Origin of the sequence: Bacillus sp. RC251 (assembly GCF_044908765.1) — a bacterium.
Taxonomy (GTDB): Bacteria; Bacillota; Bacilli; order Bacillales; family Bacillaceae_G; genus Bacillus_A; species Bacillus_A wiedmannii.
Window position 1 is genome coordinate 424,924 of record NZ_JBIYDP010000003.1, and the last position, 26,400, is coordinate 451,323.

Genomic DNA, 26,400 nt, shown 5'->3' on the forward strand with positions numbered 1-26,400 from the left:
AAAATTCTGGATGCAAGAGGATTTTTTTATTGGGAATAGTAAGGATGAGGGGAGGTGCATTACATATGGGAAAAGGTAGAAGTAATAATGCTGGTAAAAAGCAACCAAATTTCGATGATTCATCTAATTTCGCTAAACAAAGTCAACCGACAGAAAAGAAGAAGAAATAAAAAAAGGAGCTCTCTTTATCAAGAGAGCTCCTTTTTTAGAGATATTGATGTTTCAACACAACAGATCGTGTGTTCAATCAAATAGTCATAAATGTAAGGTTTAAACTCCTGCTTCCACTACTGTGGAAGCTTCTCTAAATGATGTGCAATATCAATATACATATTTGAGTAAATTGAATGGATTTCATTACTTGGTGTAGCGTTAGAAGAGAAGTGGACAATGACCATATTTGCTTTCGGATCGATGTAAAGTGTTTGTCCATAACTGCCTAACACTTCGAAAGCACCTTGTTCATTGTGCGGAATCCACCATTGATTATGATAAGAAATGGAAGCTCCAGGGCCAACTGCAAGTTCACCTTCTTGGACATTTTTTATATCTTCAGTAATAGTAGAAGGGAGAATTTGTTTTCCGTTATATTCCCCGTTGTTTAATAGTAATTGCCCGAATCTAGCCATATCTCTAGCAGTTGCATTTAAACCAGCGCTAGCTTGTTCAACTTTTGTTTCATCGGTGACATAATAAGCATTTTCTTCCATACCAATTTGAGACCATATGCGCTCGCTAACATTTTCAGCTAATGATTTACCAGTGATCTTTCGAATCACCCAAGCGAGTGTTTCAGCTGATCCGTTATCGTAAGAAAAATCGGAACCAGGCGGTGCAGTTTCTTCTGCTTCTCGTAACATATCATAAATTTTCATCGGACCGTCGTAGTTTTTACCTCTAGGTAAAATATTGCTCGCTAAATATAGTTGTGCATCTTGATTTTCTAACGCTGGATGTTCGTATCCGTGAGTAGGGTATTCTACAGAAACTTGCATATCCAATAATTGCTGAAGCGAGGCATTACCGAACGGTGTATTTTTTAATTCTTTTATATATGTGTCAGCTGTTTTTTCTAAGTCAATACGATTTTCTTCAGCGAGAGATTGTATAATTGCACCGGTAAAAACCTTTGCTAATGATGCCATGCCATGAGGTTCACTCTCGTTATATCCATTGAAATATCGTTCATAAACAAGTTGTCCATTATGTACAACGACAAAAGCATCCGTTTTATTATCGTCTAAAAGTTTTTTTAGAGGAGTTGTATGTCCAAATCTACGCTCCACAGCAAAATCGTCTAAGTTTTGTGATGCGGTAGAGAAGTGGGAAACGTGATCCGGGTTATTATTTACCTCGTTAATTAAAGTGAATTCTTTCATATGTGTGTACGACCAACGTAAGTAAGGATCATCTAACCAATTTTTCTTCGTCACGTTATTTTTCGACGGGATTGTTTTATTATGTTTGAAGTATGTAAAAACGAGCCCTGTAATTACAAATATGAATGTGATTATGAGTAAGAGTAGGGGAGATTTTTTAAGTTTCATATCGGTCCCTCCTTTTTTATTTCTATTATAAGTATACGCTTCTATTAAAAGAAATACAAAATAAGGAAAGTAAACGGGGAAGTTTACTTTCCTTATTCATGTTAAGCGGAAACTTTTCCATCTGTATGCTGTTTCTTGAATTTTTGTTTTCGTCCGTGTAATCCATAATATAGAAGTAAAGTGAAGGCAACGATAATAGCTGCGATAAAATACATGTTATGGTAACTGGATTTCGCTGCGACGATACCTAAAATGAAAGAACCAAAGCCAATACCACTATCAAAGAATGAGAAGTAAGTAGCTGTCGCAGAACCACGTCGGTGGTTTGGAGCGGCAGAAATTGCAATCGTTTGGAAGCTAGGAATTAATGTCCCGTAGCCTAAACCGATTAGCATACCTGCGCCAAGGAACCAAAATGAAGTTTGTGCTTGACTTAAAATGAACATCCCAATTGTGAAAATAAGGATAGCTGGGTAAACAAGTACATTTTCACCGAAGCGATCAAAAATCTTACCTGTAAATGGACGAGAAATTACAACAACAAGTGCGTATAAAATAAAGAAGTAACTTGCAATGTCAGCTAAACCGAGCTCTTTTGCATAAATAGGAATAAAGGATAAAATGCCACTATAAGAAAAGGCTAAAACAAATCCTGTAAGAGCGATCGGAATAGAAGATGGTTCAAGTAAGTCTTTCCATTTCATTTTTTCTTGTCTTTGTTTCTTTATTGGTGCTTCATGCGGAATATTTACAAGTAGTCCTAATAAAAATGCAAGTAATGAAAATACGGAACAAACGATAAATAATACAGTAAATGAAAAATGAGAAATAATTGTTAAACCTAAAAAAGGACCAATTACCATCGGCAGACTCATGAATACGCCGAAATAGGCAAGTGCTTCGCCGCGTCTATGAGCTGGCGCAACATCTGTGACAATCGTACCTGTTGCTGTCGTTGCCATACCGAACCCAATACCATGTAAGAAGCGAAGGGAAAGTAATAAAAATAAACTTTGCGCACCGAAATACATAACAGTAGCGGCTAAAAATAATGAAAGTGAAATAAATAATATTTTCTTTCTTCCTAAATCATCGAGCCATTTTCCTGTAAATGGTCGACATAAAACAGATGAAATAAGAAATACAGTTGCAACTAAACCGATTTCCTCAGGTTTTCCTTTTAGGTTGTCTATAACGTAGACAGGCAAAGTAGTCATAAGCATATAAAATGTTAAGAAGAGAAATAGACTACTAAAACAAGTTCCGAGGAAATCCTTCGTCCAAAGTTTCTCACTTTGCATCGTCATCCCTCCAATTTAATCTAAATTTTTAATAATTTGTTGTAACACTTGAAATGCTTGATGTAACTCATCTTCGTTAATATCTTCTAGCGTCTTTTCTTCAAAAGTATCAACTTCTTCTTGCCATACCGGAATCATTTTTATCGCTGTTTCTGATAAAGAAATAAGCTTTTCACGGCGATCTTTTCCTTCTGTACGAATAATCCATCCCATCGTTTCCATACGTGTTAACGTACGAGTCATCGTTGGTGATTCAACATTTAAATACTGACATAATTCTGTTTGCGTACAAGAACCAGTTTGATTGATGCGGAAAATAACAGCCCATTGCGCACTAAATAACCCAGTTGGAGATACGCGTTCATTAAATTTCTTTGTGAATTTTCGAGAAGTCTGGCTGACAATGTGAAAAAAATGTTGTTTTTCGTCCATGTATTTTGATCCTTTCAAATTAGTTACCTAGCTAACTATATACTTTTTCATTATAATTGTCTAGTAATAGACATGTTGATTTATGTAAAAAATTCGTATAGGTTTTATGTTGCGAACATATATTCTGCATGCTATTCTTTAAGTAAGTAAAGAATTTTCTTTCTATTAAATAGAATGGGGGAACTTGTGATGATTAAGCCTGCAACAATGGAGTTTGTTTCACTATCGAATGGAGAAACGATTGCGTATCAGGAAGTTGGAAGGCAAAATGCAGAAAGTCTTGTACTCATTCACGGAAACATGACATCGTCACAACATTGGGATTTAGTAATTGAAAAGCTGCAAGATCAATACCATATTTACGCTCTTGATTTAAGAGGATTTGGCCAATCAACGTATAATCAATCGATAGATTCATTACAAGACTTTGCAAGAGATGTAAAACTATTTATTGATCAATTAAAACTAGAAAAATTTTCATTAATGGGCTGGTCAATGGGCGGTGGTGTTGCGATGCAATTTACAGCGAATCATCCAACGTTTGTCGAAAAGTTAATTTTAGTAGAATCAGTGGGCATGAAGGGATATCCAATTTTTAAAAAAGATATTAACGGGCAGCCGATCGTATCAAGTTTAGTAAAGACGAAAGAAGAGGTCGCACAAGATCCCGTACAAATTGCTCCAGTACTAGACGCGATAAAAAATATGAATAAATTATATTACCGTACAATATGGAATTTATTAATATATACACATAATCAACCTGAACCGGATCGTTACGAAAAGTATTTAGATGATATGTTAACACAGCGTAATTTCGTAGATGTAAATTATGCGCTCATTACATTTAACATTTCGGATGAACATAACGGGGTTGTAGAGGGAAATAAGCAAATTCATCATATTAAAGCGCCGACACTTGTCATACAAGGTGACAGAGATTACGTCGTACCGCAAGTAGTCGGTGAGGAATTAGCAAAACATTTGCCGAATGCAGAGTTGAAAGTGTTAGAGGATTGCGGTCATTCACCGTTTATTGATTGTTTAGATGTATTTATAAAACATGTGGAGGATTGGTTAGAAGAGAAATAATCCCCGAAATGAGAAATGTTGCATATACTATAACATTTGTATGTAAAAGGGGAGAGTATTAATGCATAAACCATTTTTAATCGCTTATTCGCCATATAATCATCATATATATACAAAAATAATGATAGCTCCGATGTATATGCAAGTTTCACCAGCTGTAGTTCCTTTACAAATGCAATACCCGCAGCCACCAATTGCTAGTGCACAGCAATACGTGTATGAAACGGATTTTTATAAACATCCATATTTCAAGCAATTCCATAACAATGTGAAAGCACAAGTTTGGGAAGGATAAGAAGCTAAAAGAATCATTCTTTTAGCTTCTTTTTTTATTTTGAATATTCGTACACGCGTTTGAAGAAACAGTTTATAATGAAAGGTGGAAAGCGTGAGAAGGAGAGGGAAAGGGATGTCACTGCGTTTTACATTTTGGATTATGGTTGGGATTGTAGCAATCTCGGGTTTGTCACAAGGGATGCTCTTACCGGCCATTGCAATGATTTTTGAACAAGAAGGGGTTAGCTCAAGTATTAATGGTATTCATGCAACGGCATTATACATTGGGATATTAGTTATTTCGCCGTTTCTTGAAAAACCGATGCAAAAGTTTGGAATGAAGCCAATTATCGTTATTGGTGGGTTTCTCGTTATTATTTCATTATTCTTCTTTACACAAATTTTTTCATTTTGGGTATGGTTCGTACTTAGATTTCTAGTTGGAGTCGGAGATCATATGCTTCATGTCGGAACACAAACATGGATTACGACAACATCAGACCCAAGTAAAATAGGTAGACAAGTATCGATATACGGTGTATTCTTCGGAATTGGTTTTGCCGTCGGCCCGTATTTAGCAAGCACTGTGCAGTATGGTCTTGCAACGCCGTTTATTATATCTACTATACTTTGTTTAATAGGTTGGCTCCTATTACTTCCAACGAAAAATGCATTCCCAGCGCAAGATGAAAGAGAAGTGAAGAGCGAATCATCATTTTCTCGTTATAAACAAGTTGTTGGATTAGGATGGATTGCGCTACTGGGACCACTTGCATATGGCGTACTGGAAGCAATGCTAAACAGTAACTTACCAGTATACGCGCTTCGTAAAGGATGGTCTGTTTCAGAAGTATCCTTCTTATTACCAGCATTTGCAGTTGGGGGCATTATTACACAAATTCCGCTCGGGATATTGAGTGATAAATACGGAAGGGACCGTATTTTAACGTGGACGTTCAGCGTAAGTACGGGCATTTTCTTGCTGGCAGCCGTATTTGATCAATATTACTGGATCGTCTTTGCCTGCATGTTGTTAGCGGGTATGGTCATTGGATCGTGCTTCTCTTTAGGGCTTGGATTTATGACAGATTTATTACCGAGACACTTATTGCCAGCAGGTAATATATTATCTGGAATCGCCTTTAGTTTAGGAAGTATACTGGGACCTGTATTAGGAGGCGTATTTATAGAAAAAATACAGTATACAAGCTTTTTTATTGCGGTTATGATTATAATGGGAATTCTCGCAATGGTATATATGATCTACATGAAGAATCAATTCGCATCAAGAAAAATAGAAAGTAGGTTAGGGCATGACAAAACAACCTAATAAAAAGAAATTTGAAGTACTCGAAAACGAAACAATTACAGACTGCTTAGCACGTATGGAACAAGAAGGCTATGCACCATCTCGTCGTATGGAAGAACCAATCTTTCATGAAGTGAAGAAAAACGGCAAAACAGAAGTTGAACCGTGCGGTAGAAAGATTGTCTTTGAGGGGAAATTGAAGTAATCCGAATAGCAAATTCTCTTTATAGTATAGAGCCACCCAATTCATTTGAGTTGGGTGGCTTTTTTTAACTGACTAATGAAAGACTAGGCTAAACGATCTTCATTTGTAAAGGTAGTATAGATAGGAATTAACTACATAAAATTGAAGAAAAATGCGAAAGCTTTTTATAAAATATGGAAATGTTAAAACCCCTTTGATAAAATAGCAATATGCAAAAATAATTATTTATAAATTCTCAATGTAATGAATATTCATGTTTAAATATACGAATTTAACTACGTAGTTATTGTGCTAAAGGGGGAGAAAGATGTTAGATGAATTGTACAATGCTTTTTTAAATGCATCGGGTTTTACAGAAAGCGCGAGGAAACGAGATCGATATGATGATTTACATGATTATTTAAAAGATCAAGAAAGAGAGTTAAAACAATTCATTCAAGAGGCTGAATCAGCGAAAAGAGATTATGAGAGTAAAAGTAATGGCTTAGAAGCTAATAAAATTCCGGCAGTTGAATTTGAACAAAAACGTCATGAAAAGGATGAAGACTTACATACAGTATTATCCTATTTTAAAAGTGCATTAAGCGATGTTGGATCTGCAAAAAGTACAGCTTATGCAAAGTATTTGGAATATAAAGCGAAAGCAGAAGCGGAGAAAGCGTCAGCATACGCTGCAGCGAACAAGGCTTTTGAAGAAAAGAAAAAGGAATTTGAAAACTTTATCCATTAAGCATAAGAAGAATGGAGGGAATCCACATGAGTGGTAAAGAGGTTGAAATTATAGGAAGTAACACAGCAAGTGCCATTTCTTACGCGCAAAATATTGAAAATGGTATGAAGGATTCTTTAAATCAAGCGAAAAACTTAAAAGCGTACGTTACATGTGCGAACTGGAATGGAAAAACGAGAGATGCCTTTTTAAGTTATCTAGATTTAATCATTCAATATAACTCAGAAATGGTAGAGGCATTTGAAGGACATACGAAAGCTTTGAAAGAGTTAGAGAAAAGTATTCAAACGTATGGCGATATATCGGAAGTAAGGGCGATAAAAAAATTGTGATGGAGAAATGAGGGATAAAAGAATGAGAAAAGAAATGGTTTTTGCACCTGCTGAATTATATGTTCTCGCGGGTGCAGCTGGGGTTACGGATATATTTGGATTGCCAAACCGTGACGTAATTATTTTACTTGATGAAGAATGTGTCACGAAAGCAACTACGAGTTTAAAAGAAAAAGGCTTACTTACAAGTGAAAATGGAATTACCCCTGCAGCTTTTCAAATAATTGAGCTATTAAAGGAATATGAAAATTGTCATGAATACACGAGAATGAATAATGTATTAATTGGCTTTTTGAAAGATGATAAAGACCGAGTGGCTGTATTAACAGAAATAGAACCAAATAAAAAATACGAGATCGACTACATACCAAAGCCAGACGTATATTTTTCCTTATTAACACGCATCCCTTTCTTATTGAGAGAACCGAGGGACATAGAAGATACATTTTTCTCAAAGAGAATGACAGAAACAGAACAACAAACATTTGAGGAAAAAGATTTATCAAATAAAGATGTTATAGCGATAGAAACGTATAAGAGGCCTCGTAGTAATAGAGGAGGAAAATGGGAATGTTTCTTATATTTCACTGAAGGAGAAGATTACGTTCAAATAGATGTAGAACGTAATCGATATGACTGGGTGAGCCTCTATGCGGTGAATAAGAAATTGTATGACGTGTTAAAAATGCCGTATAAAAAATTAATTGACCCGAGACAATTTTCGTTAGGAGGTATTGAATAATGCAAGTATCAATGGGAGACGGTGGTTCTGGTGGTGGAGAAGAAGTATTAGTTAATTTTCAAGAACTACTTGATATAGTAATGAAATTAGAAGATATATATAAAATCCATGTAGACGTCATTGGAACGAATATTGAGAGTTTATTAAGCAGTGATTTTTATCAAAAAGGTGAAGCGATGAGAGTAATTGAAAAATATCCTGATATATTACACAAAACACTTGAATTTGCTGAACACTATTCTAGGTCGGCGAGACTTGTAAGGGTCGCATGTGTAGAAATGCTTGAAAAGGACGAACAATTACGTGAAATATTAAGTAAGTTGTAGAAATCACCATACGGCTGGGGGGATGAAAACGAAATGGATGTGAAATATAGACCTGAACCATGGCAAAACATGGGGGATGGTATGAATCGAATTACAAAAGATGCACTCATAAAATTACAGCGCGCAAATGAATTATTGAAAAAAATTGATGGAAGAATACGAGATTTAGACTCAGATGGCAGTATACATTTTAACCCAAAAGATCAATCGCAAAAAATCGGGGAATTACTTGATAGCTATTCGACATTACAAAGATATTGCGGAGAAGCAGGGCGATTGGTCTCTGAACATATAGATAAACCTTTTTTAGTAGAAATGGATAAATTCGCTCAAAAAATGAGAGATACATCTATTCTCAGTTTCGAAACAGATAACCGAATTGGCTCCACAACAACGACAGTATTACCAGATGCGCACGCAGGGTACGGAAGTGTACCACAAACAATAAAAACAAAAAAAGATAAAATAACAGTAGAAGATATTTTTAGAGATTCACCTGCATTTGATAACGTACTGAGAGAGGAATACAAAGAACTAAAAAAACAAAACCCAGATGCAAAATTAAATTATGAAGAATACAAGAAAGTAGTCCCATCCACACGAGGATTTGAATACAAATCGATAGAAGATGAACAGAAAAAACTAGAAATGGTGCGAGACATAGGAATAGGCGTAGGAATCATCATCACAACAATCCTTTGCCCACCACTCGGAACCGCTGCGGCAGTTGTATACGGCGCTGTACAAATCAAAAGTGGTATCGACGGAGAAGACTGGGGAACACACCGGAAATTGAGCCAAGAAGAGCGGGTAGGAAACATCATTTTTGGCGGATTAGACGCAATCCCAGTTGTTGGAGCAGTAGGAAAAGGAGTAAAAGCATTCAAAGACACGAGTGAATTGGCTGATTTAGCGAAATTATTAAAATACAAAGAAGGAATGCCTGGTTTTAATCCAAATTTGGGTGGAAATGTGGTACAATCGCTTAAGGAAAATAATCTATTAAAAAATTTAAAAATACAAGGCTGGAAAACCGTAGGTAAGATTAATGATGCAGACTACTTCATTAAAGGTCTAGTGGCAAAAGGTGTGGACTCCGTAACCCCATTCGCTAAAGGTGTAGAAATAATGCCAGATGGAAGTGTCGTTAGATCTGGAACGAACTATAGCGGGAAATTCCAAGAAGCCCATGATGCCTCAAAGGCGAGTATTCAGAGTAGGATCTCGAATTTGGAGAGTGGTGGGGTTAAGGGTACGGGTAGTAACGTAAACCCAAATAAAATTACGCTAACTCAGGAAAGAGAAAAATATTATCGAAAGAAAATAGATGAAGCTAAAGCGCGAGGAGATTATAAAGCAGCAGATGATATTAGATATGATCGTCATTGTGAAGAAACGAGACAACCTTTAGAGCGTAAAGATTGGGATGCTAGGACTGAAAATTTAAGAAAGAGCCAAGAGCGTGGAAGAGAAGAAGAAATAAAAGGGAGAAAAGCTTTGGGAGAACACCTAAATCGTACATTAGAGGACAATAACTCTGGCAAGGTTGTTACGTATACATCCAGTGAAGGGCATCTTACGCGTCCAGATAGTATAGGTCGTAATGCTAAGGATGAAATCGATTTAGTTCATGATCACAAACACAAAATAAGTGACAAAGAACACGTTATTCATAATGACAGTCAAATGCGTGCTGAAAGAGAGATGCTCGAAGATAAAAGTGGAAGTCATATTGTGACAATATCAAGTGATAAACCCGATTTGAATGGAATTCCTCCTCATCCAAGACCAAGTGGACCTTTAGCGAAGGAGAGTGACATTTTCTATACTGATCCGAATAGTGGTAAAGTGACACATAAGTGGGAAACACACCCAGATATCCCAGGTGGAGGTATATGGATAAAAATATAGATAAGTATGTAACTTTACTTTTTAGTATTAAGGGGGATTTAAATGAAACCTAATTATTTTACAATTGCAATGTATCCTACAGTATCGATTAATCAGGAAGAGATACTAGGTCGTCTTTTGGACGTGTTTGATTCGAATGAAAAATTTGCTCCTACTCATTGGGGTAACAGTGAAACCGTACGTGTAGAATATAATCGTGGGGAAATTCTTGAAAAGGTGATTTTGGAACGTAAAGTATCAGAAGTACACTTGTATCGTGATAAAGCAGTGCACTATAGAGGAAGCTTTAAAGTTAACTGGAGTCATAGGTCATATCTTGAGTTTGAGTTTCATAAATCAATACCTAAAAGTTTATGGTCTGCTTTTTTTGAGCTATCCGATCAAATCGCAGAAATTGTAAAACCACGTTTTGGGGTGTCGCAAATTTTTTGGAAAGCGTCTTATCCATGGAATACTGAACGTGAACGGTTACATATGTGGATGAATATGTCTGCCTTACCTATACCGGTAAGGTTTCTTCCTAACGGTCCTTTGGGGATAGGCGCTAGAACATATTTGAGTGGTCATATTTTAGACATGTTTGATAAGGAATTATTACTAAATAGCCCAGCTGTCGTATCAGAGCTGGATTGGGGTGGGATTTGTATAGATCTTTTACAAAATCCATTAGAAGCCGATATAGATATGTTACTTGATAGTTGGTTACATGTAATGAAATACTTAGAACCAGCTCAAGTAATGGCCATGCCAAGTTTTCATGAAAGTCGAATGGTTGTAACTTATTCTCCAAATGTTGCTTGGAAGGAGTATCTGGAAAGTTAAATGAAAGGAATTTTTAATCATGGATGAGAAAAATAATGATAGAATAAGAGTCATGGAAATATTAAATCAATCTCAATACAATGATGAAATTATAGATGGGCTAGATATGAGCAATTTAGACCTTACTTTTTCTGATTTGTCAGAGGTGATGGCAGAGGGTATCATGGCAAAACAAGTCCATTTAAGAGCTTCTTCACTAATGAGAGCATCGTTTTTTGATTGTGATTTTGAGTTTGCTGATTTCAGAAGCTGTAATTTAGAGGAAATACATATTGCAGATTGTAGATTTGGTGAAGCTAATTTCTCTAAAGCCAATATGAAATATGCAAAGGTAAATATAAGTAGTTGTTTTGAAACATGTTTTGATGAAGTTGATTTTTCATATGGAGAATTAGTTGGAACGATATTAAATCATGCTACTTTTCGACGAGCAAATTTATATAAAATAGATGCAAAACAGGCCGACTGTACGGGAACGGATTTCAGCAGCGCGAATCTTACAGAAGGCCATTTTGAAAAATCATATTTAGGAAATTCAAATTTATCAGAAGTAAATGCTAGAAATGCTGATTTTACAAACGCAGATTTAACAGGAGCAATCCTTTTAAATGGGAATTTCACGGATGCGAATTTTACCGGTGCTAAACTTGACAATGTAGTTTGGAAGGGAGCAAAGGTAGAAGGAGCCAAGTTTGACGAAGATGTTAAGGAACAAGTCTTAAAAATGATTTAAATATGATGGGAAGTATATACATTTAAGCACTCGAAAACCTATGATTGGTAGCGAGTGCTTTTTTCTTAGAGATATTAGAGATTGATAAATAAGTAAAAATCAATATAGATTATTTTTAAGGATTGTTAGATAGATTAAGTCGTGAATATTATATAATTGAAAAATTAGTAAAAGGTGTGGACTCCGTAACCCCATTCGCTAAAGGTGTAGAAATCATGCCAGATGGAAGTGTCGTTAGATCTGGAACGAACTATAGCGGGAAATTCCAAGAAGCCCATGATGCCTCAAAGGCGAGTATTCAGAGTAGGATCTCGAATTTGGAGAGTGGTGGGGTTAAGGGTACGGGTAATACTGTTCATAGATCTGAAATTGACGAAGTAATTAAAAATAATTACGATAAAGACGGAAATTTGATTAATAGATCAATTGTGCCTAAGGGATATGATAGTGTTGAAGATTTCTTAAAACAAGTAGATGATACTACTATCAAAGAATTTGGGTATGATAGTGTTGAAGAGTTTAAAGAAGTCGTGGGACTAACAGAAACATATTTGAATACTAAAACGAAAAATAATATATTAAATAAGCCTTTAGCAGGAGGAACACATGTGAAAAAAGGAGTAGATTTTGATATTTTAGGATTCCCAATATTTAAAGGGGACGATGTTAAATTTACAATGAGACTAGATAAGAATTTACATATTAGTCCAGATGAGGCACAGTTTAAGGAATGTACAAGGAAATTAAAAGAAGCGATTGATTCAGGCAAGATTCCAAAAGAATTGTTTTCTCCAGATCAATTAGCTCAAATAAATGCTGGTAAGGCAAGAATAAAAGGATTAACTTGGCATCACCATCAAGTCCCTGGCAAGATGCAATTAGTTATTTCAAAAGTACATAAAGTAAATCACTTAGGTGGAAATAAATTATGGGGAGATGGAATTAGATGAGAAAAGTAGAGTGGCAATTTGCTGATGCAACTGTAAGTGAAGATTTTGTAGGGGAAATTGGTAATGAAATAGGTGTTAAATTTCCAAACGATTATATAAAATGTGTAGCTGTGAATAATGGTGCTAATGTGGAACCAGAAATATTTAATGTGAATAATCATGAGAGAGTTTTTGGGACTTTATTATCTTTTGATGAAAATAGTGACGAATATATAGTTGAAGTATATAATGACTTTAGTGATACATTACCTAAAGAATTAATTCCATTTGCATTTGACCCAGCAGGAAATTTAATTTGCTTTGATTATAAAAATCATGAAGAAAATCCAATTGTTGTTTTTTGGGAACATGAAGATGCATGGGAAAAGGAAGCGCTGATGGAAAGTGAAGGGATTACGGCAGAAGAAGCAGAGAAAATCGCAAGAGAAAATGTATTTTACATTGCAGATACATTTACTGATTTTTTAAGTAAATTACACGATTAAAAAATATAATGATGAATGAAAAATAAATTTTATGTGAAGTGGATAGAAAAAATAATAGGGTGTTTGAAAATAGATACTCCATGATGGTTGTACCATCATAGAGTACTATGTACAATGATAGAATAGAAAACGAAGTACGAGCTTAGGCGATATGACATTTTACTGTGCGACGAATACAAAGACATGGAATGGACATAAAACTAACGAACTCGTACAAGCTCGTAATTTTTACTGTAGTAGTTGTCACGACATATAAAAGGTGTCATACTGTTGCCATAAAACTTACAAATTTAATGCTACTTAAAAACAGATGAACTTAAAGCACTTGATTGTCAACTAGAGGCAACAAGTGCTTTTTTGCGTTTTAGCGTAGAAATTTAAAAGAGCATTATAATTTTATAAGTGCATTAAGTGTTAAATTTTTATTGTTGTTTTATAGATTGTAATGGCTATGTACAGTGTACGACGATAGTAGAGGGAAAAATAAAGGGTTGTGTTATTTTTTGAAGTCATCGTAAAGTACGTTTTAACGGATGGACGTTATGCACACGTTATCCGCAAAAAACGGGTAAACGTTACAGGGATTGTAATTGCTGTAACGGGAAGGGACTCAATATGGAAGAGAAAGTAGTTGGTTATGTACGAGTTTCAACAGAAGGTCAAGTACGTGAAGGGTACAGCTTGGCGTATCAAGTAGAAGAAATTGAACGGTACTGTAACGAGAATGAATTACAACTGCTTCACATATACGAAGATAAAGGAATTAGCGGAGCGACAGTAGATGAAGATGGATTAACAGTTGAACGTGAAGGTTTACAAGAATTATTGTCAGATATGACATATCATCAAGTGAGCCACGTGATTGTACTAAATACATCTAGGTTATGGCGCTCTGATATGGCAAAAGTGTTAATACAACGAGAGCTAAAGAAATACAAGGTAGATGTGAAAGCAATTGAACAACCCAATTACAGTATATACACACATGACCCAAATGATTTTTTAGTAAATGGCATGTTAGAGCTATTAGACCAATATCAACGTCTCGAGATTGCGTTGAAGCTAAGTAGAGGCAGAAAGAAAAAAGCGGAACAAGGTGGATATGCAGGGGGCGGTGTGATGTTTGGTTATAGGGCAAACAAAGGACAAAAAGTGTTAGAAGTAGATGCTAGTAAAGCAATCGTTGTACGTAGGCTATTTGAGCTACGACACTTTTTTAAGCATTGGTCACTTACTCAATTGGCAGAGCGACTGAATACGGAAGGCTATCGTACAGAGAAAGGAAAGCTGTTTACGAAAGTACAAGTGAAACGCATGTTAGACCGAGAGAGTTTTTATCGAGGGATATATACATACGGGCAAATACAAGTAAACGGTAAACATCCAGCAATTATATAACAGTCGTACTTAAAAAAATCGCTCATTTTACTATAAGTACTTATGAAATTATGAAAATGGATAGGCTTGCGTACCTATGCGCATCGGAAGATGAACGCTCGAACTAAGGTTGCCGACATTTTTATATATGACTAAATCATTGAATAGAGGGATGAGTTATGCATAATAGACAGAACTATTTGTATGTAGGAGTAGATTTACATAAGGAGCATCATACGGCTGTTATTATTAATTGTTGGCAAGAGAAACTAGGAGAAATACAATTTGAGAATAAACCATCTGCATTTTCGAAGTTCTTATTAGAAGTAGAGACATATGTGTGTGATGGGATAACTGTTGTATTTGGTTTAGAAGATGTTGGTGGTTACGGAAGAGCGTTAGCGAAATATTTAGTAAATCATGAACAAGTAGTGAAAGAAGTAAATCCAGCTTTATCATTTTTAGAGCGAAAAAGCCATGTGACGACACAAAAAAGTGATAGTTGGGATGCGGAATGTGTAGCACGCATATTGGTAAACAAATTTAATCAATTGCCAGATGCAAAGCCAAACGATTTATTTTGGTCGATACAACAACTAGTATCAAGAAGGAATGCATTAGTAAAAGCACAAAGTGCGTTAAAGAATCAACTACATATTCAATTAAATCATCATTATCCAAGCTATAAAAAGTTTTTCTCAGAGTTAGATGGGAAAACAGCATTAGCGTTTTGGCAGCAATATCCGTCATCCTCTTGTTTAGAGGGGACGAATATAAAGCAATTAACAGCTTTTTTATTAGATGTTAGCAACAATACATGTTCAGTAAAGAAAGCAAGCGACATATTAAAACTTGTAAAAGAAGATAGACAAACAATGAAAGAGTATCAGGAAACGCGAGATTTTTTAGTAAGAAGTATTGTAAGGGACATTGAGTTTAAAAAGAAGGAAATGAAATACATCGAAAGAGAATTAAAACAGCTAGTAAAACTACTAGATTATCAATTAGAGACGATGCCGGGAATAGAACTTGTGACGGCATCAGCATTAATTGCAGAAATTGGGGATGTAAGACGATTTCCAAATGCCAATAAATTAGCACGATTTGCGGGGATTGCGCCGGTTTACTTTGGTTCTGGCGGAAAAGGTAAGACACATAAAAGCAAACAAGGAAACAGGGCGTTACACGCTTTATTTTATAATTTAGCTGTACAGCAAGTGCAAGTAGCGAAAAGAAGTAAGATGCCACGAAATCCAGTGTTTCATGCGTACTATCAGAAGAAACTAAAAGAAGGAAAAACAAAGGGACAAGCATTGGTATGTATTATGAGAAGGCTTGTAAACATTGTTTATGGCATGATGAAATATAAAACAGCTTATGAATTGCCGGTAGTGGAAGAAAAAGAAGAAGTTTAATAAGGTTTACGTGGTTTGTTTTTTTATTGTGAGGGTTTAAGATTACAACATAGGGTACGGGTAATAGTAAAATCCAATTAGGTAAAGAAGATTTGGATGCTTTACGGAAAAAGTGGAATGTTCCAGAGACTAATACAATAGCAGTTGGTAAAACAGATGTAAAAGGCCTTAGGGATTTGGCTTTTGAAGGAGGGTCTCCAGAAGTTAGAAAAGAAGCTGGACTGCCTTCATTGGATACAATCTTACCAAATAGGGAGATTAGGGCTCCATATGACCATTTAAAAAATCCTAAGTTAGCACAGTTTACAAGACATGCTGAAGAAGGAGTTTTAAATGAGTTTGATTATGCTATAAAAAAAGCAGGAATCGAACCAACGGAAGTAACGGGTACACTTAGAATTCATCAATCTAACCCAAGAGGTGTATGTAATAAGTGTAGCAAAGGATTACTGAAACCACATCCTATTGAAAAGAGTGGTATATTTTATCAAGCTAGCAAAAAATATCCTAACTTAACAATAGAAGTAACATCGGAGATTGATGGCAGTGTTAAAACTAATGGATTGTTATCTTTTGTTTTAAAAGATGGAAAGATCATTGAATAATTTAAGGAGGAAATCATGGGTAATATATTAATCGAGAATTTACAAAAAGAAGTTAAAGTAGGCTTTGTTTTAGCAGTTGCTGAAAGAGTATTTTCTATAATCAGCAAGGATGATGAAAGATATCCGGATGGAAGGGAAGCCTTGGACAAATGTTGGTTATGGATTGAATCTCATGCTGTTACTGGGGATGAATTATATGAGCTTATTGATAACGCAGACTTTACAGGAATTTCAGAATTTGCAGAGGAAGAAGAAGATTTGAATATTGCTAGGATCTGGTCACTATTAGTTGATGCTGTCGCTTATACTTCTTGGGAAGCCTATAAAAATGAAAAAGTAAAATATTTACCACAGTCATTAGAAAGTATTACTACCGATAGTATTACAATTTTCTTAAATAGTGCAGTGGAAACCAGCTTTATTACTGTAGAGGAAATCAAAGAAATGGAAACAGTTATTAATAATTACTCGAGTACAAATACTGAAATTCCAACAAAAAGAGAAGATTTTATAAATATATTTTAAGTAAGTAATAAATTTGGGGATTTTTTATAATATTTAGCTCTTGGTTTGTTTATAAAGAATAATTAAGCTAGTTTGCATATATTAGACATATAGAGCATTGCTATTTGTAATAAATTGATATAGGTTTCTTAATATTTTTTTGTTAAACTGCACTTAAAGTTTAAAAAAACACTTGATTGTGAAGTGAACCCAAAAAGTTAGACAAATATTATAAGCATCTAGTGAGGAATGAATCTTGTATTGTGTAGGATTCATTCCTTTTAATTTTGTCTTAGCAAGTGTCAAGGTTCCTGTTTACAGAACAAATGATAACGGAACTCTCGAACGTGTTGGAACTAACGTAGAAGGCTGGGTACATGGGCACTGCATTGATAGTAATCAGAAGATACAAGATGAGATTGATAGTGTTAGAGCTTCGCTTGCGGAGATACGGGGAAGTGGTGGTACTAAGGGTACGGGTAATAGAGAGGCTGAAGTTCCACCAGCCTTCAAGCAAGAGGAATTTGCCAGTACATATGAATCAAGATTCAAGCAAACACCCGCAGAAACGAATTCAAATGTCGTTTTTGAAGGGGTTAGAGGTGAGTCTTTATGTACCCTAAAACCACCACCAGATCCTACGTTACAGAAAATCTTAAATGAAGCTGGTATTAATGGAATTGAGTATAAAAATGGAGTTCCTGATTTTTCACCAGTAGCAAAAGCGCAATTTGAAATTGAATACATGTTAGGCGGGACCGGCAAGCACGGAACAAAAGCTAGAACTATTAATTTTAAACAAGCAGATCAAAAGTTGGCTGAACAGCTTAACAATTCACCAGAGTTGGCAAGCAAATTTGGAATGACTCCTGGGAAAATTAAAGCGGGAGACATTGCAGATTATCGAGAAGAATACAAGTTAACGTGGCACGAATTAAATGATGTGAAGACTATCCAACTTGTACCATCAGAAATAAATGGCAAATTTGGACATCTTGGCGGCGTAGGAGAGATAAATGCAGGAGCGTTTAAGTCAGGGGAATTTGCCAATAAATAGAAAGGGGAAAATTTAAAATGAAAATAAATGATGAAGTTTTTGGTGAGCTTGAATATGATTATGTCTGGAGTAGAGATACTACCATTGAGTTTTGCGGCAAAGAAGCCGATATTGCTTTGATGATAGATGGTGAAGAAGATGGTGAATTTAGTGAAAAACAGTATGCTTCGTATAATTCTTTAATACAAAATTGGGGGCATCTTCAACAAAGTATTTTGCAACCAATTTTAGATTATTACAAGCAAAAACGACATGAGCTTGGGTATGATGTTTCATATAATGAAAATTATCCTTTAATTGAAACGATTGATCAGCTTCTTGAAAGGATCAGGCTAGTGGAGATTTATGTCCCATCTGCTAGACGCTTTGAAGGCAGATATATTGGACTAACATTTGACTGTACATGGGACATGGAAAATGGGGTAGGTATTCGTCTAATAAATGAAGAAGTAGCTAGGGTAGGATACCAAGATGTTGCAATTTAAGCATTACTATTTGTTATAAATACACATAACAGAGTATGAAAAATTAGTTCGTTTTGGAAGTTAATGAAAAAACAGTAGAGATAGGTACTAGAAATCTCTGCTGTTTTTTTATGCAAATGGAAGAATTAATATTGAAGGTTATTCCTATCGTACATACCATTGAGGTCTTTTCCTATTTGTAAATCCATCTGATAAGGGTACGTGTGAAGTAAAGGACCTACATAACGTTCCGCGAATTGATGAAATGGAAGTAAACTGTAATTATAAAACTAAATTAGATTCAGAAGAATTTGCAAGACAGTTAAAGGATCAAGAAAAAGGTATGAATGCATTAAATGTATATGAGTACCAGCAAAATCGGAAGCGATTTATTGATGAAGGTAGAGCAATAGGAGGAAATGTAGCACAACAAGCAGCAGGAGAAAGAGTATTAAGAGATAAATTGAATAAGGATTAACACTTAAAGAAGTGAATGAATGAAAACTCAAGCGGTCTTATATAATCCAGGTCAAGTCGCTGGGGAGATTTAGTATTTATGTTCTCAATGGAGGATTGAATAAATGTTCTAGATGAACAAATTTGAAAAATATCTTCGAGTGTGAATGAAGAGCAATTGAAGGAATTTGAAATGATATCGGAGGTTTCTAAATTTGGAAGATAAAATATTAAATGAAGAATACGTTATGAATAATGGCGAGAAGTTTGGAGAGGATTTATCCTTTTTATGTTTGTTATTTGATGAGAACGCACAATATTTGGAAGTCTAAGTCCAAGCCCATCGACTTAAGATTTTTATAACAACCCATTCTAAAAATCACATATATTTTTGTTTCGGGATGAATAAGGATAAATTTGGAATAAAGGTATACAAAGGGGGATTCTCTACAACCGTAATACATGTTATCATATTATTAAAATCCCTAAAATTTCCTTTAAGAGCAAAAATGAGCTTATATTTGTTTATTTATTTTATGTTACAGTTCCATATGGTAGTCAATTAAAAAACTTTTAAATAGGAGTATACATAATGAAAGCAAAGAAACTCGTAATGTTAGCAATTCCAGTTATGTTATTAGTAGGTTGTGGGACAGATAAAGTAGACTCAAAAGCGAAGGATAAAGTAGAGTCTAAAGCAGAAACAAAAGAGAAGTTATCGAAAGACATTTATCCAGTACGTATGACTAGCTTATCATCTGAGTTAATGGGAAAAATCACGAATATAGTAGAAGTAGCAATGAATAAAGAAAAGGATGAGAAAACTTTAAAGAAAGAAGTCCTAAAACAAGAATCTGAGTTACAAACAATCATTGCTAAATTTGATAAGATTGAACCACCAAAAGAGTATGCAAAATCACATAAAGATTTACTAAAAGCAGTTGATTGTTATAGTAAAGCTTACTCAAAACAAGCTAAGTATTTTAAAGCAAATGAGAAGGATATAGACCCTGATAAGAAACAGGAAATCACAGAGTTAATCGAACGAGGTAATAAGTATTGGATATCAGGATTCCAACCTGTCCAAGACGAAACATCTAGAGTAGGCGCTGTGAATGCAAATAAAGCTGTAAAGGATAAGCAGAGTGCATTGGGGGATACAGACTCTGACACGATAAAAAGAACAGATGATGCCCCTAAGTCAAACGATGTATCTAATTTAGAAGAAGTTACGAAGTATAAGCAAGACATTATAGACAGTTCGAATGCAATTGCAGATACAATGCACTTAATTGAAGGAATAGCAGGTTCAGACATCAAGGCTTATGTACAGAAGAAAAGTGAAATCCAACTAAGTGTAGGTGGAGCAAAAGCAAATGCTAAGAAACTAAAGGAATTAAAAGCACCTTCAGGATTTGAGGGAGAACAAAACGAGATAAAACAATCCATGCAATATTATGAAGATGCTTTCCAACTTCTATTTGATGCAATAGAGCAAGAAGACCAAGCTAAACTTCATGAGTCAATGGGTAAGACGCATATAGGTGCAAAGATATTTGATGAAGCAACAAAGGGTATTGCAGATAAATCAAAACAATAAAGGGAATATGTAAATAAAACGTAAATTGTTATCTTTAGTTGTTCCAATCATGTCATTGTCAGGAGTAGCTTGTTCTAGCAAAGACATTGCAGAAGAAAAGAAGACTGATAGTTTGCAAGTAGCTGTAGATTATCAACTACCCCCACTGAGATGAAACATTTCAGTGGGGGCTTGAGTTAGGACGCTAGGTCTTTTCGTCTATCGCTAGGAAGTTTGACGCTCTAGCATTCATGCCACCTTATGGTAACGCCCCAAGTATGTTTTTGGTTGGTACTAGAAACGAACAATCGTTTCGAAAAACGGCAGTCCTGTTGTGATAATATCAAGTGATAAACCCGATTTAAATGGGATTCCTCCTCAACCAAGACTTTGGGGAAATGACCAAAAATATGCTGAACTATTAGAAAAGTAAGGGTGATTATTTTGGTAATGAAGGATGCTATGAGCAAATATTTTAATTTAAGAAAAGAATATTTTGATAAAGGGTTAGATTTTTTATTTAAAACGCCATATAACGAAGAAGTGGATTCATTTATATATATAGGTGAAATGGATGATGAAGAAGAAATTTCATGGAAACCTATTGAAAAAAATAATAAGAATGATTTAACGACGATTGAGGAAAAATTTGAAATTAAATTGCACACTTCAATTGATGATTATTTTAATTCTTATTGGTTTGCTGATTTAGATGGATTTATTGATAATCATTATATTAGGTTAGAACCTGTATTACCAAATATCGAATTGGATTCCTTCGAAAGTAATTTAGAAGGGTATAAAAACAATCATAATAAGGTTGATAAGACTCCAATAGGTGTAGAAGGGAACGGTTTAATAGTTGTATTAGATAATGTAAGTGGTAAGGTTGAATTGGAGGGGTTTGAACGAGGTTCGTTTGAAGCGCTTTCGGATAGTCTAGATGAGTTAATTTCTAATTTAAAGTTACAAAAATAATATACTAAGAACATTTATATGAAAAAATGTCTGATATGAAGTGTAGACCGAGTGTTAGATACAATTGGACTGCAGTATTTTATAGAAAGATATGATTAAGATCAAGCTAAGACCTACAAAATTTATGCTATTTAAAAAACATATGAAATTAATGCACTTGATTGTCTACTTAAGGCAACAAGTGCTTTTTTTATTAGTGCATGCAATGCTATAAAATTATTTTATATGAATTCAAGTTAACAAAATTTGCTAATATTATATAATTAAAAATATATTAGCAAAAGACATGGAAAATACCCCATTCTTCATAAAAGATCAAGAAACATTACTTAATGGAAGTACACGTAAATAGGGTGGAACGAACTTCGGGAGAAAGAGTAAACAATAAAGGAGATATGTAATGAAAATAAATGATGCCGATTTTGGCGAACTTGAGTTTAATAATTATGATTGGATTGGATATAAAAACATTGATTTTTTTGGGAACGAAGTTAAGGTGACGTTAATAGTTAGGGGAGAAGATGATGGTCATTTTGAGAAAGAACAATATACGGCATATAACTTTTTAATAGAAAGATGGCTACAATTACAACAAAGTATTTTAGAGTCTATATTAGATTATTATAAACAAAAAAGAGATGAACTTGGTTACGATGTTGAGCCTAACGAAAGTTATCCTTTAATAGAAACAGCTACTCAAGTTCTTGAAAAAATAACCTTAGTTGGAATTTTTATTCCGGATAATGATCTTATCGATTTTCTTGATATTGGACTTACATTTGACTGTACGTGGGATATGGAAAATGGATTAGGTCTTTGTCTTATGAAAGGTGAAGTAACAGAGGTAGGTTATCAGGATGTTGTACTTTAAATTTTGAAGCCTATTTTTATAGAGACAATAATATTGTTTAATTATTCATTCGTAATATATGAGCTGCAGCTTTAAAAGTAAAATCACCAAAAGAAGTAACAGTTAAGGTTGATGTAATATACTTTGGGAATGATATGAGTCTATACAAATTTATAGTTACTTACAATATAGATGGTAAGCCAGGTAATGCAAAATTAAAAATTTTATAAAAGGAGGGAAATGTAGTATGAAAGAGTTTGAAGATAGATTTAGTGAATTGCAAGCTGATATGGTATCCATATGCATGGAATATGTTAAAGATAGAGCGGATAAAGTATATGTGTACGCTTCATGTGAAGAAGATATGATTTCTAGTAGTTTCTTTTATTTCATTAACAATAAGTATGTAGAGTGTCACAAGGTTAATGATGCATTGGAAAATGGAGAAAAAAGATATGATGTATCTCCAGAACAAATGTTTCAGGTTCTACAAATTATAAGTGAAGATATCGAAGGAATTGAAATGTTATGCAAAGAATACGAAAAAGATATGCCAACTGAGATGAAATTAATATACGATGCTAAGAGTGGTAAGTTTAAAGCTGAATATGAGTATGATTTAATCCATACAAGTGATGATATAAAAACGGCGGATGATTTTGCTGATGAGTGGTTTGAGGAAGTGAAAAATAATAACCTTTAAAAAATCAAAATTAATAGATATATTTAAATTGAATTAATAACTCATGAAAGTTTGAGCATTCATTTGTAGAATAGCGATAATACCAAATTCCAGATAAAGTGCAATTGGTATCAACCACTTAGATGAAAATAAATTATGGGGAGATGGTATTAGATGAGTCATATAGAATGGGATAACCCAGATAAACTTGTTAGTCGGCATTATGTGCTAGAGGTAGCCCGAAGCTTTTGATGTAAACGAAGTAGAGCGGGTATTTGGCTCGTTACTTTCTTATGATGAAAAACGCATAGAGAATATATTAAAGATTTATGAAAATTATAAAGGAACAATTCCTAATCAGGTTATTCCTTTTGCAATTGATCCTTCAGGAAATTTGATCTGTTTTGATTATAAAAATCATGAAGAAAATCCAATTGTCATCTATTGGGAGCATGAAAGCGCATGGGAGAAAAAAGTGTTAATAAAAAGTGAAGGGATTACAACAGAAGAAGCAGAGAAAGTTGCAAGGGAAAATGTATTTTTTGTTGCTAATACGTTCACAGAGTTCTTAAGTAAATTACATGATTAATAGAAAGTTAAAATGAAAGGGTTATATCATAATTAATTAGAGGAATGGGGAAAAATGAATCAAAAAAAACTATTAAATTATTAAAAAACTGGTGCCTGTATTGTTTCAAAAAATATAATTAATAAAACAGGAAAATTGAAACGGATATTGAGAGAGAATTTAATAGAAGCAGCAGATGATAGTTGGAAATTCGTTTCGGAATTTGATGATGATAATTCCATTGATGATTCTGAAAATTTAGCGTTGTGTGATTTTAATGCCGTAGCAAATATTGAACTGGCCATTCTGGGAATATACGAGCTACCAATAGGTAGTGATTTACAATTAGTTTCTGAAAATGGAAAAATAAGATTTATTAATAATTTAACTGGTGAATAATTGAAACATTAAAAAAGAATTTAAGAAGCTGATTACATTATATCTGTAACAGTGTGCCTAATTTATTACTATTAGAACATAGAAAAATTGGAAAGGAGGATTAATATGGAAAGTCCAGGAGTTGTTTCTCTTTGGTCTGGAAATTGTACTAGCAAAATGGTGTTAAGAAAGTATGTAGAAATAAAATATGATAATGAGGGGAACAGGATTCCTTCGCGTTTTATGACTGATTTTCAAATAGATTTCATTGAGTATAACCAAGACTTATTAGAATGTACATATAATGAACATGTTACATCGTCTTTGTCTGAATTACTACAGAATGCTTCGTATTCTGAATTAATTATAAGTGAACTTATAGATTTTTATGGTGAAAATTTAGAAGAACAATACAATACTGTCATTAGGTTATATGATTTTGAGTATGAAGAACTTGTTGAAGAAGCAAAACTGGATAGTAGGAACTTTAAGTATATAGGATCGGTAATTTATGAAGATTAGAAATTTAATGTAATGACCACGTATATATATTACACCGGATTAAATGTATTAAAGTATTTTTTGAAGTAAAGAAAAGCCTTTCTTTTCAAAAGACAAAAGGTGCTTTTTTACATAGGTAATTTTGGAGGTAGATAGGAATGGCTTATGTAACAGGTGAAAAAGGTATCTTTATACAAAAATTAATGGATAAGAGTAATGAAGAGTTTGATAAAGGGAATTTAGAAGAGTCTGTTTTTTTATTGGAGCAAGCATGGGGAGAGCTTCCAAATGATAAAATAACTTATGATGAAAGTTTTTTAATAATATGGGGTATTTTAGATATCTCGATTTTATTAAGTGATGTTGAACGGATGAAAAAATGGGTTGATAAAATATTTGTCGCAGATCCTGAAAGAGGAGATACAGGCGAACGAGAATTTTGGGCTGGCAAGGTGGCTTATGAAGTAGGAGATTTCTCTAAAGCTAGAGGGTATTTAGAGATAGCTAATAAGAAATCTAGAGGTAGATGTTTTAGTACAGAGGATGGAGAGTATTTGATTTTTTTAAAGAGTTAATGAAATAATCTCCAATCGACTAAATTGAAGGATTTTAAAATGATATCGGGAGTTTCTAAGTTAGGAAGATGAAATATTAAAGGAGGTTTCACAGATCTTATAAACAATTTATTTATACCCTCGGCATAGTAGTCCTGCAAATACATATTCGGATATAAATTACTTTATTTTGACTGTATATACAGAATCTTCATATGAGGTAAAGAAAAAATAACAATATCTATTATTAATATTCTTGGCTTAGTTTGTTAGTAAACAACCAGATACAAAAGAATACATATAAAGTATGAATAGGGATGTAGTAAAAATGACAATGATACAATTTAATTCTTATCATCAAAAAGTAGAGATAAAGAGAAATTTAGAACTTATTAACTTAGAACATAAAAAAATTAGAGAGTATGTAAATTTTGATGTATGTTCTTTTGAGCAATTAGATGAATTTCAAGTAGGATACAGTATTGACACCGATGGAAACTCCCTTGTAACCGATGAGGAAGATACTTGGGACGCAAATTGGATTGTTATTGCATATGAAACTATGTGTGGAGATCCAATTATTATTGATTTAAGTGAGGAAGGATACCCTATATCTTCACTCATGCACGGAATGGACAGTTGGAGTGGTGGCGATTTTCTTGCAGATTCCATGGACTCATTTATTAATTTTATGAAAGATATAGGCGATTTTCTTACTGAGAAACAAGTGTTAGAAGGTAAAAGAATGATACAAACTAAAGAATTGGAAATATTGCTAAATGAGTTTTTGGAAAGAAATAAATTTACTGATTTTGAAATATGGCACTCTTTATTAAATCCATTATTTGATATTGCAGAAGAATATGAGCAAACAATGGAGATAAAAGTAAAAAAGATGAAGGAAGAAGGAAAGAAAATAACGGAGATTGCTCACATGCTTAATATAAAACCTAAAGAAGTGTATGAGTATATTAAAAAAGTTTAATAGAAACTCTTCACTTTTAAGAGAATAATCAAGCACGGTGAATGGAGCAATACAGGCAGAAAATGCTCGAATTTTTATAAAGCCGAAACAAAAAATCTGCTGAAGAAGAATCCATTTTGATCAATCTTTTTTTCAAAATGGATTCTTTTTATTTATTGTAAAACCTAGGATTAAGAGTTGTTTTCGATTAGACTTTAGGGTATTGGGGTTTCGAGGCAGCTCTGCATGAGCAAAGATACTTACAAAAAATCAAT

The 26,400-nt window shown here is 34.1% G+C and carries 31 protein-coding genes and 1 pseudogene; 29 read left to right on the plus strand and 3 right to left on the minus strand.

The window, feature by feature from the left end; translation table 11 throughout:
- Window positions 1-287: 287 nt before the first annotated feature.
- The 3 genes from ABH961_RS16235 to ABH961_RS16245 all read right to left on the minus strand — a co-directional run bounded on the left by ABH961_RS16235 (window position 288) and on the right by ABH961_RS16245 (window position 3,280).
- Window positions 288-1,547 carry a serine hydrolase domain-containing protein gene (locus ABH961_RS16235; protein WP_404519652.1) on the minus strand — a complete coding sequence of 420 codons (1,260 nt, stop codon included), beginning with the start codon at window positions 1,545-1,547 and terminating at the stop codon, window positions 288-290.
- Between the two features lie 101 nt (window positions 1,548-1,648).
- Window positions 1,649-2,848, minus strand: a complete 1,200-nt coding sequence (locus tag ABH961_RS16240; RefSeq protein ID WP_098069028.1) for an MFS transporter — start codon at window positions 2,846-2,848, stop codon at window positions 1,649-1,651.
- Window positions 2,849-2,863: 15 nt separating this feature from the next.
- Window positions 2,864-3,280, minus strand: a complete 417-nt coding sequence (locus tag ABH961_RS16245) for a MarR family winged helix-turn-helix transcriptional regulator (RefSeq protein WP_000343678.1) — start codon at window positions 3,278-3,280, stop codon at window positions 2,864-2,866.
- A gap of 174 nt (window positions 3,281-3,454) precedes the next feature.
- Here ABH961_RS16245 and phaZ point away from each other — a divergent pair, with 174 nt between their 5' ends.
- The 29 genes and pseudogenes from phaZ (at window position 3,455) to ABH961_RS16390 (ending at window position 26,146) form a co-directional block, all read left to right on the plus strand.
- A complete protein-coding gene (phaZ, locus tag ABH961_RS16250) occupies window positions 3,455-4,372 on the plus strand; it encodes an intracellular short-chain-length polyhydroxyalkanoate depolymerase (RefSeq protein WP_116443062.1) in 918 nt (305 codons plus the stop codon).
- 61 nt (window positions 4,373-4,433) lie between these two features.
- Entirely contained in the window at window positions 4,434-4,667 is a 234-nt protein-coding gene (locus tag ABH961_RS16255; protein WP_098078214.1) for a hypothetical protein, read from the plus strand.
- Window positions 4,668-4,781: 114 nt separating this feature from the next.
- Window positions 4,782-5,978, plus strand: a complete 1,197-nt coding sequence (locus ABH961_RS16260) for an MFS transporter (RefSeq protein WP_404519655.1) — start codon at window positions 4,782-4,784, stop codon at window positions 5,976-5,978.
- The gene (locus tag ABH961_RS16265; protein ID WP_000166305.1) at window positions 5,962-6,162 is read left to right on the plus strand and encodes an NETI motif-containing protein; all 201 of its coding nucleotides are present in this window, start codon (window positions 5,962-5,964) and stop codon (window positions 6,160-6,162) included. The genes ABH961_RS16260 and ABH961_RS16265 overlap by 17 nt, the downstream gene beginning before the upstream one ends.
- 307 nt (window positions 6,163-6,469) lie before the next feature.
- Window positions 6,470-6,892 (plus strand): hypothetical protein, encoded by a 423-nt coding sequence (locus tag ABH961_RS16270; protein ID WP_098078218.1) that lies wholly within the window; start codon window positions 6,470-6,472, stop codon window positions 6,890-6,892.
- 26 nt (window positions 6,893-6,918) lie between these two features.
- A complete protein-coding gene (locus ABH961_RS16275) occupies window positions 6,919-7,224 on the plus strand; it encodes a WXG100 family type VII secretion target (RefSeq protein WP_098078221.1) in 306 nt (101 codons plus the stop codon).
- Between the two features lie 22 nt (window positions 7,225-7,246).
- Window positions 7,247-7,966, plus strand: coding sequence for a DUF5081 family protein (locus tag ABH961_RS16280; RefSeq protein WP_404519657.1), 720 nt, complete (start codon window positions 7,247-7,249; stop codon window positions 7,964-7,966).
- Entirely contained in the window at window positions 7,966-8,292 is a 327-nt protein-coding gene (locus ABH961_RS16285) for a hypothetical protein (RefSeq protein ID WP_001198193.1), read from the plus strand. Before ABH961_RS16280 ends, ABH961_RS16285 begins: the two co-directional genes overlap by 1 nt.
- A gap of 33 nt (window positions 8,293-8,325) precedes the next feature.
- Entirely contained in the window at window positions 8,326-10,203 is a 1,878-nt protein-coding gene (locus ABH961_RS16290; protein ID WP_404519659.1) for an ADP-ribosyltransferase, read from the plus strand.
- Between the two features lie 42 nt (window positions 10,204-10,245).
- Window positions 10,246-11,025, plus strand: a complete 780-nt coding sequence (locus ABH961_RS16295) for a hypothetical protein (RefSeq protein ID WP_048544637.1) — start codon at window positions 10,246-10,248, stop codon at window positions 11,023-11,025.
- Between the two features lie 19 nt (window positions 11,026-11,044).
- Window positions 11,045-11,758 carry a pentapeptide repeat-containing protein gene (locus ABH961_RS16300; protein WP_048544639.1) on the plus strand — a complete coding sequence of 238 codons (714 nt, stop codon included), beginning with the start codon at window positions 11,045-11,047 and terminating at the stop codon, window positions 11,756-11,758.
- A gap of 215 nt (window positions 11,759-11,973) precedes the next feature.
- Window positions 11,974-12,708, plus strand: coding sequence for an HNH endonuclease (locus tag ABH961_RS16305; RefSeq protein WP_350472228.1), 735 nt, complete (start codon window positions 11,974-11,976; stop codon window positions 12,706-12,708).
- Entirely contained in the window at window positions 12,705-13,193 is a 489-nt protein-coding gene (locus ABH961_RS16310; protein ID WP_001233226.1) for an SMI1/KNR4 family protein, read from the plus strand. Before ABH961_RS16305 ends, ABH961_RS16310 begins: the two co-directional genes overlap by 4 nt.
- Before the next feature lie 615 nt (window positions 13,194-13,808).
- Entirely contained in the window at window positions 13,809-14,591 is a 783-nt protein-coding gene (locus ABH961_RS16315) for a recombinase family protein (protein ID WP_098635548.1), read from the plus strand.
- Window positions 14,592-14,749: 158 nt separating this feature from the next.
- Window positions 14,750-15,985 carry an IS110 family RNA-guided transposase gene (locus tag ABH961_RS16320; RefSeq protein WP_404519664.1) on the plus strand — a complete coding sequence of 412 codons (1,236 nt, stop codon included), beginning with the start codon at window positions 14,750-14,752 and terminating at the stop codon, window positions 15,983-15,985.
- 92 nt (window positions 15,986-16,077) lie between these two features.
- Window positions 16,078-16,590 carry a hypothetical protein gene (locus tag ABH961_RS16325; protein WP_016118296.1) on the plus strand — a complete coding sequence of 171 codons (513 nt, stop codon included), beginning with the start codon at window positions 16,078-16,080 and terminating at the stop codon, window positions 16,588-16,590.
- A gap of 15 nt (window positions 16,591-16,605) precedes the next feature.
- Window positions 16,606-17,115 (plus strand): Imm6 family immunity protein, encoded by a 510-nt coding sequence (locus ABH961_RS16330; protein WP_000526867.1) that lies wholly within the window; start codon window positions 16,606-16,608, stop codon window positions 17,113-17,115.
- A 235-nt stretch (window positions 17,116-17,350) separates the two neighbouring features.
- Window positions 17,351-18,151 (plus strand): HNH endonuclease, encoded by an 801-nt coding sequence (locus tag ABH961_RS16335; protein ID WP_141520063.1) that lies wholly within the window; start codon window positions 17,351-17,353, stop codon window positions 18,149-18,151.
- A gap of 17 nt (window positions 18,152-18,168) precedes the next feature.
- On the plus strand, window positions 18,169-18,636 hold the full coding sequence (locus tag ABH961_RS16340) for a DUF6985 domain-containing protein (protein ID WP_098079964.1): 468 nt from the start codon (window positions 18,169-18,171) through the stop codon (window positions 18,634-18,636).
- Between the two features lie 244 nt (window positions 18,637-18,880).
- Window positions 18,881-19,093 (plus strand): polymorphic toxin type 15 domain-containing protein, encoded by a 213-nt coding sequence (locus ABH961_RS16345; RefSeq protein ID WP_098079962.1) that lies wholly within the window; start codon window positions 18,881-18,883, stop codon window positions 19,091-19,093.
- 570 nt (window positions 19,094-19,663) lie between these two features.
- Window positions 19,664-20,671: a DUF7018 domain-containing (lipo)protein gene (locus ABH961_RS16350; RefSeq protein WP_404519665.1), complete on the plus strand. Its 1,008-nt coding sequence runs from the start codon at window positions 19,664-19,666 to the stop codon at window positions 20,669-20,671.
- Between the two features lie 441 nt (window positions 20,672-21,112).
- Complete coding sequence (locus ABH961_RS16355) at window positions 21,113-21,628, plus strand: SecY-interacting protein Syd (protein WP_170957022.1); 516 nt, start codon at window positions 21,113-21,115, stop codon at window positions 21,626-21,628.
- A gap of 400 nt (window positions 21,629-22,028) precedes the next feature.
- Complete coding sequence (locus tag ABH961_RS16360) at window positions 22,029-22,499, plus strand: DUF6985 domain-containing protein (protein ID WP_000700046.1); 471 nt, start codon at window positions 22,029-22,031, stop codon at window positions 22,497-22,499.
- A 226-nt stretch (window positions 22,500-22,725) separates the two neighbouring features.
- On the plus strand, window positions 22,726-23,181 hold the full coding sequence (locus ABH961_RS16365; RefSeq protein WP_098069157.1) for an immunity protein YezG family protein: 456 nt from the start codon (window positions 22,726-22,728) through the stop codon (window positions 23,179-23,181).
- Window positions 23,182-23,334: 153 nt separating this feature from the next.
- Window positions 23,335-23,749: pseudogene (locus ABH961_RS16370) on the plus strand (SMI1/KNR4 family protein).
- A 99-nt stretch (window positions 23,750-23,848) separates the two neighbouring features.
- Window positions 23,849-24,127, plus strand: coding sequence for an immunity protein Imm33 domain-containing protein (locus tag ABH961_RS16375; protein WP_098069156.1), 279 nt, complete (start codon window positions 23,849-23,851; stop codon window positions 24,125-24,127).
- 105 nt (window positions 24,128-24,232) lie between these two features.
- A complete protein-coding gene (locus ABH961_RS16380; RefSeq protein ID WP_098069155.1) occupies window positions 24,233-24,628 on the plus strand; it encodes an immunity 22 family protein in 396 nt (131 codons plus the stop codon).
- A 137-nt stretch (window positions 24,629-24,765) separates the two neighbouring features.
- Window positions 24,766-25,182, plus strand: coding sequence for a hypothetical protein (locus tag ABH961_RS16385; protein WP_098069154.1), 417 nt, complete (start codon window positions 24,766-24,768; stop codon window positions 25,180-25,182).
- A gap of 307 nt (window positions 25,183-25,489) precedes the next feature.
- Window positions 25,490-26,146, plus strand: a complete 657-nt coding sequence (locus ABH961_RS16390) for an SMI1/KNR4 family protein (protein ID WP_404519667.1) — start codon at window positions 25,490-25,492, stop codon at window positions 26,144-26,146.
- The last annotated feature ends 254 nt before the right edge of the window (window positions 26,147-26,400 follow it).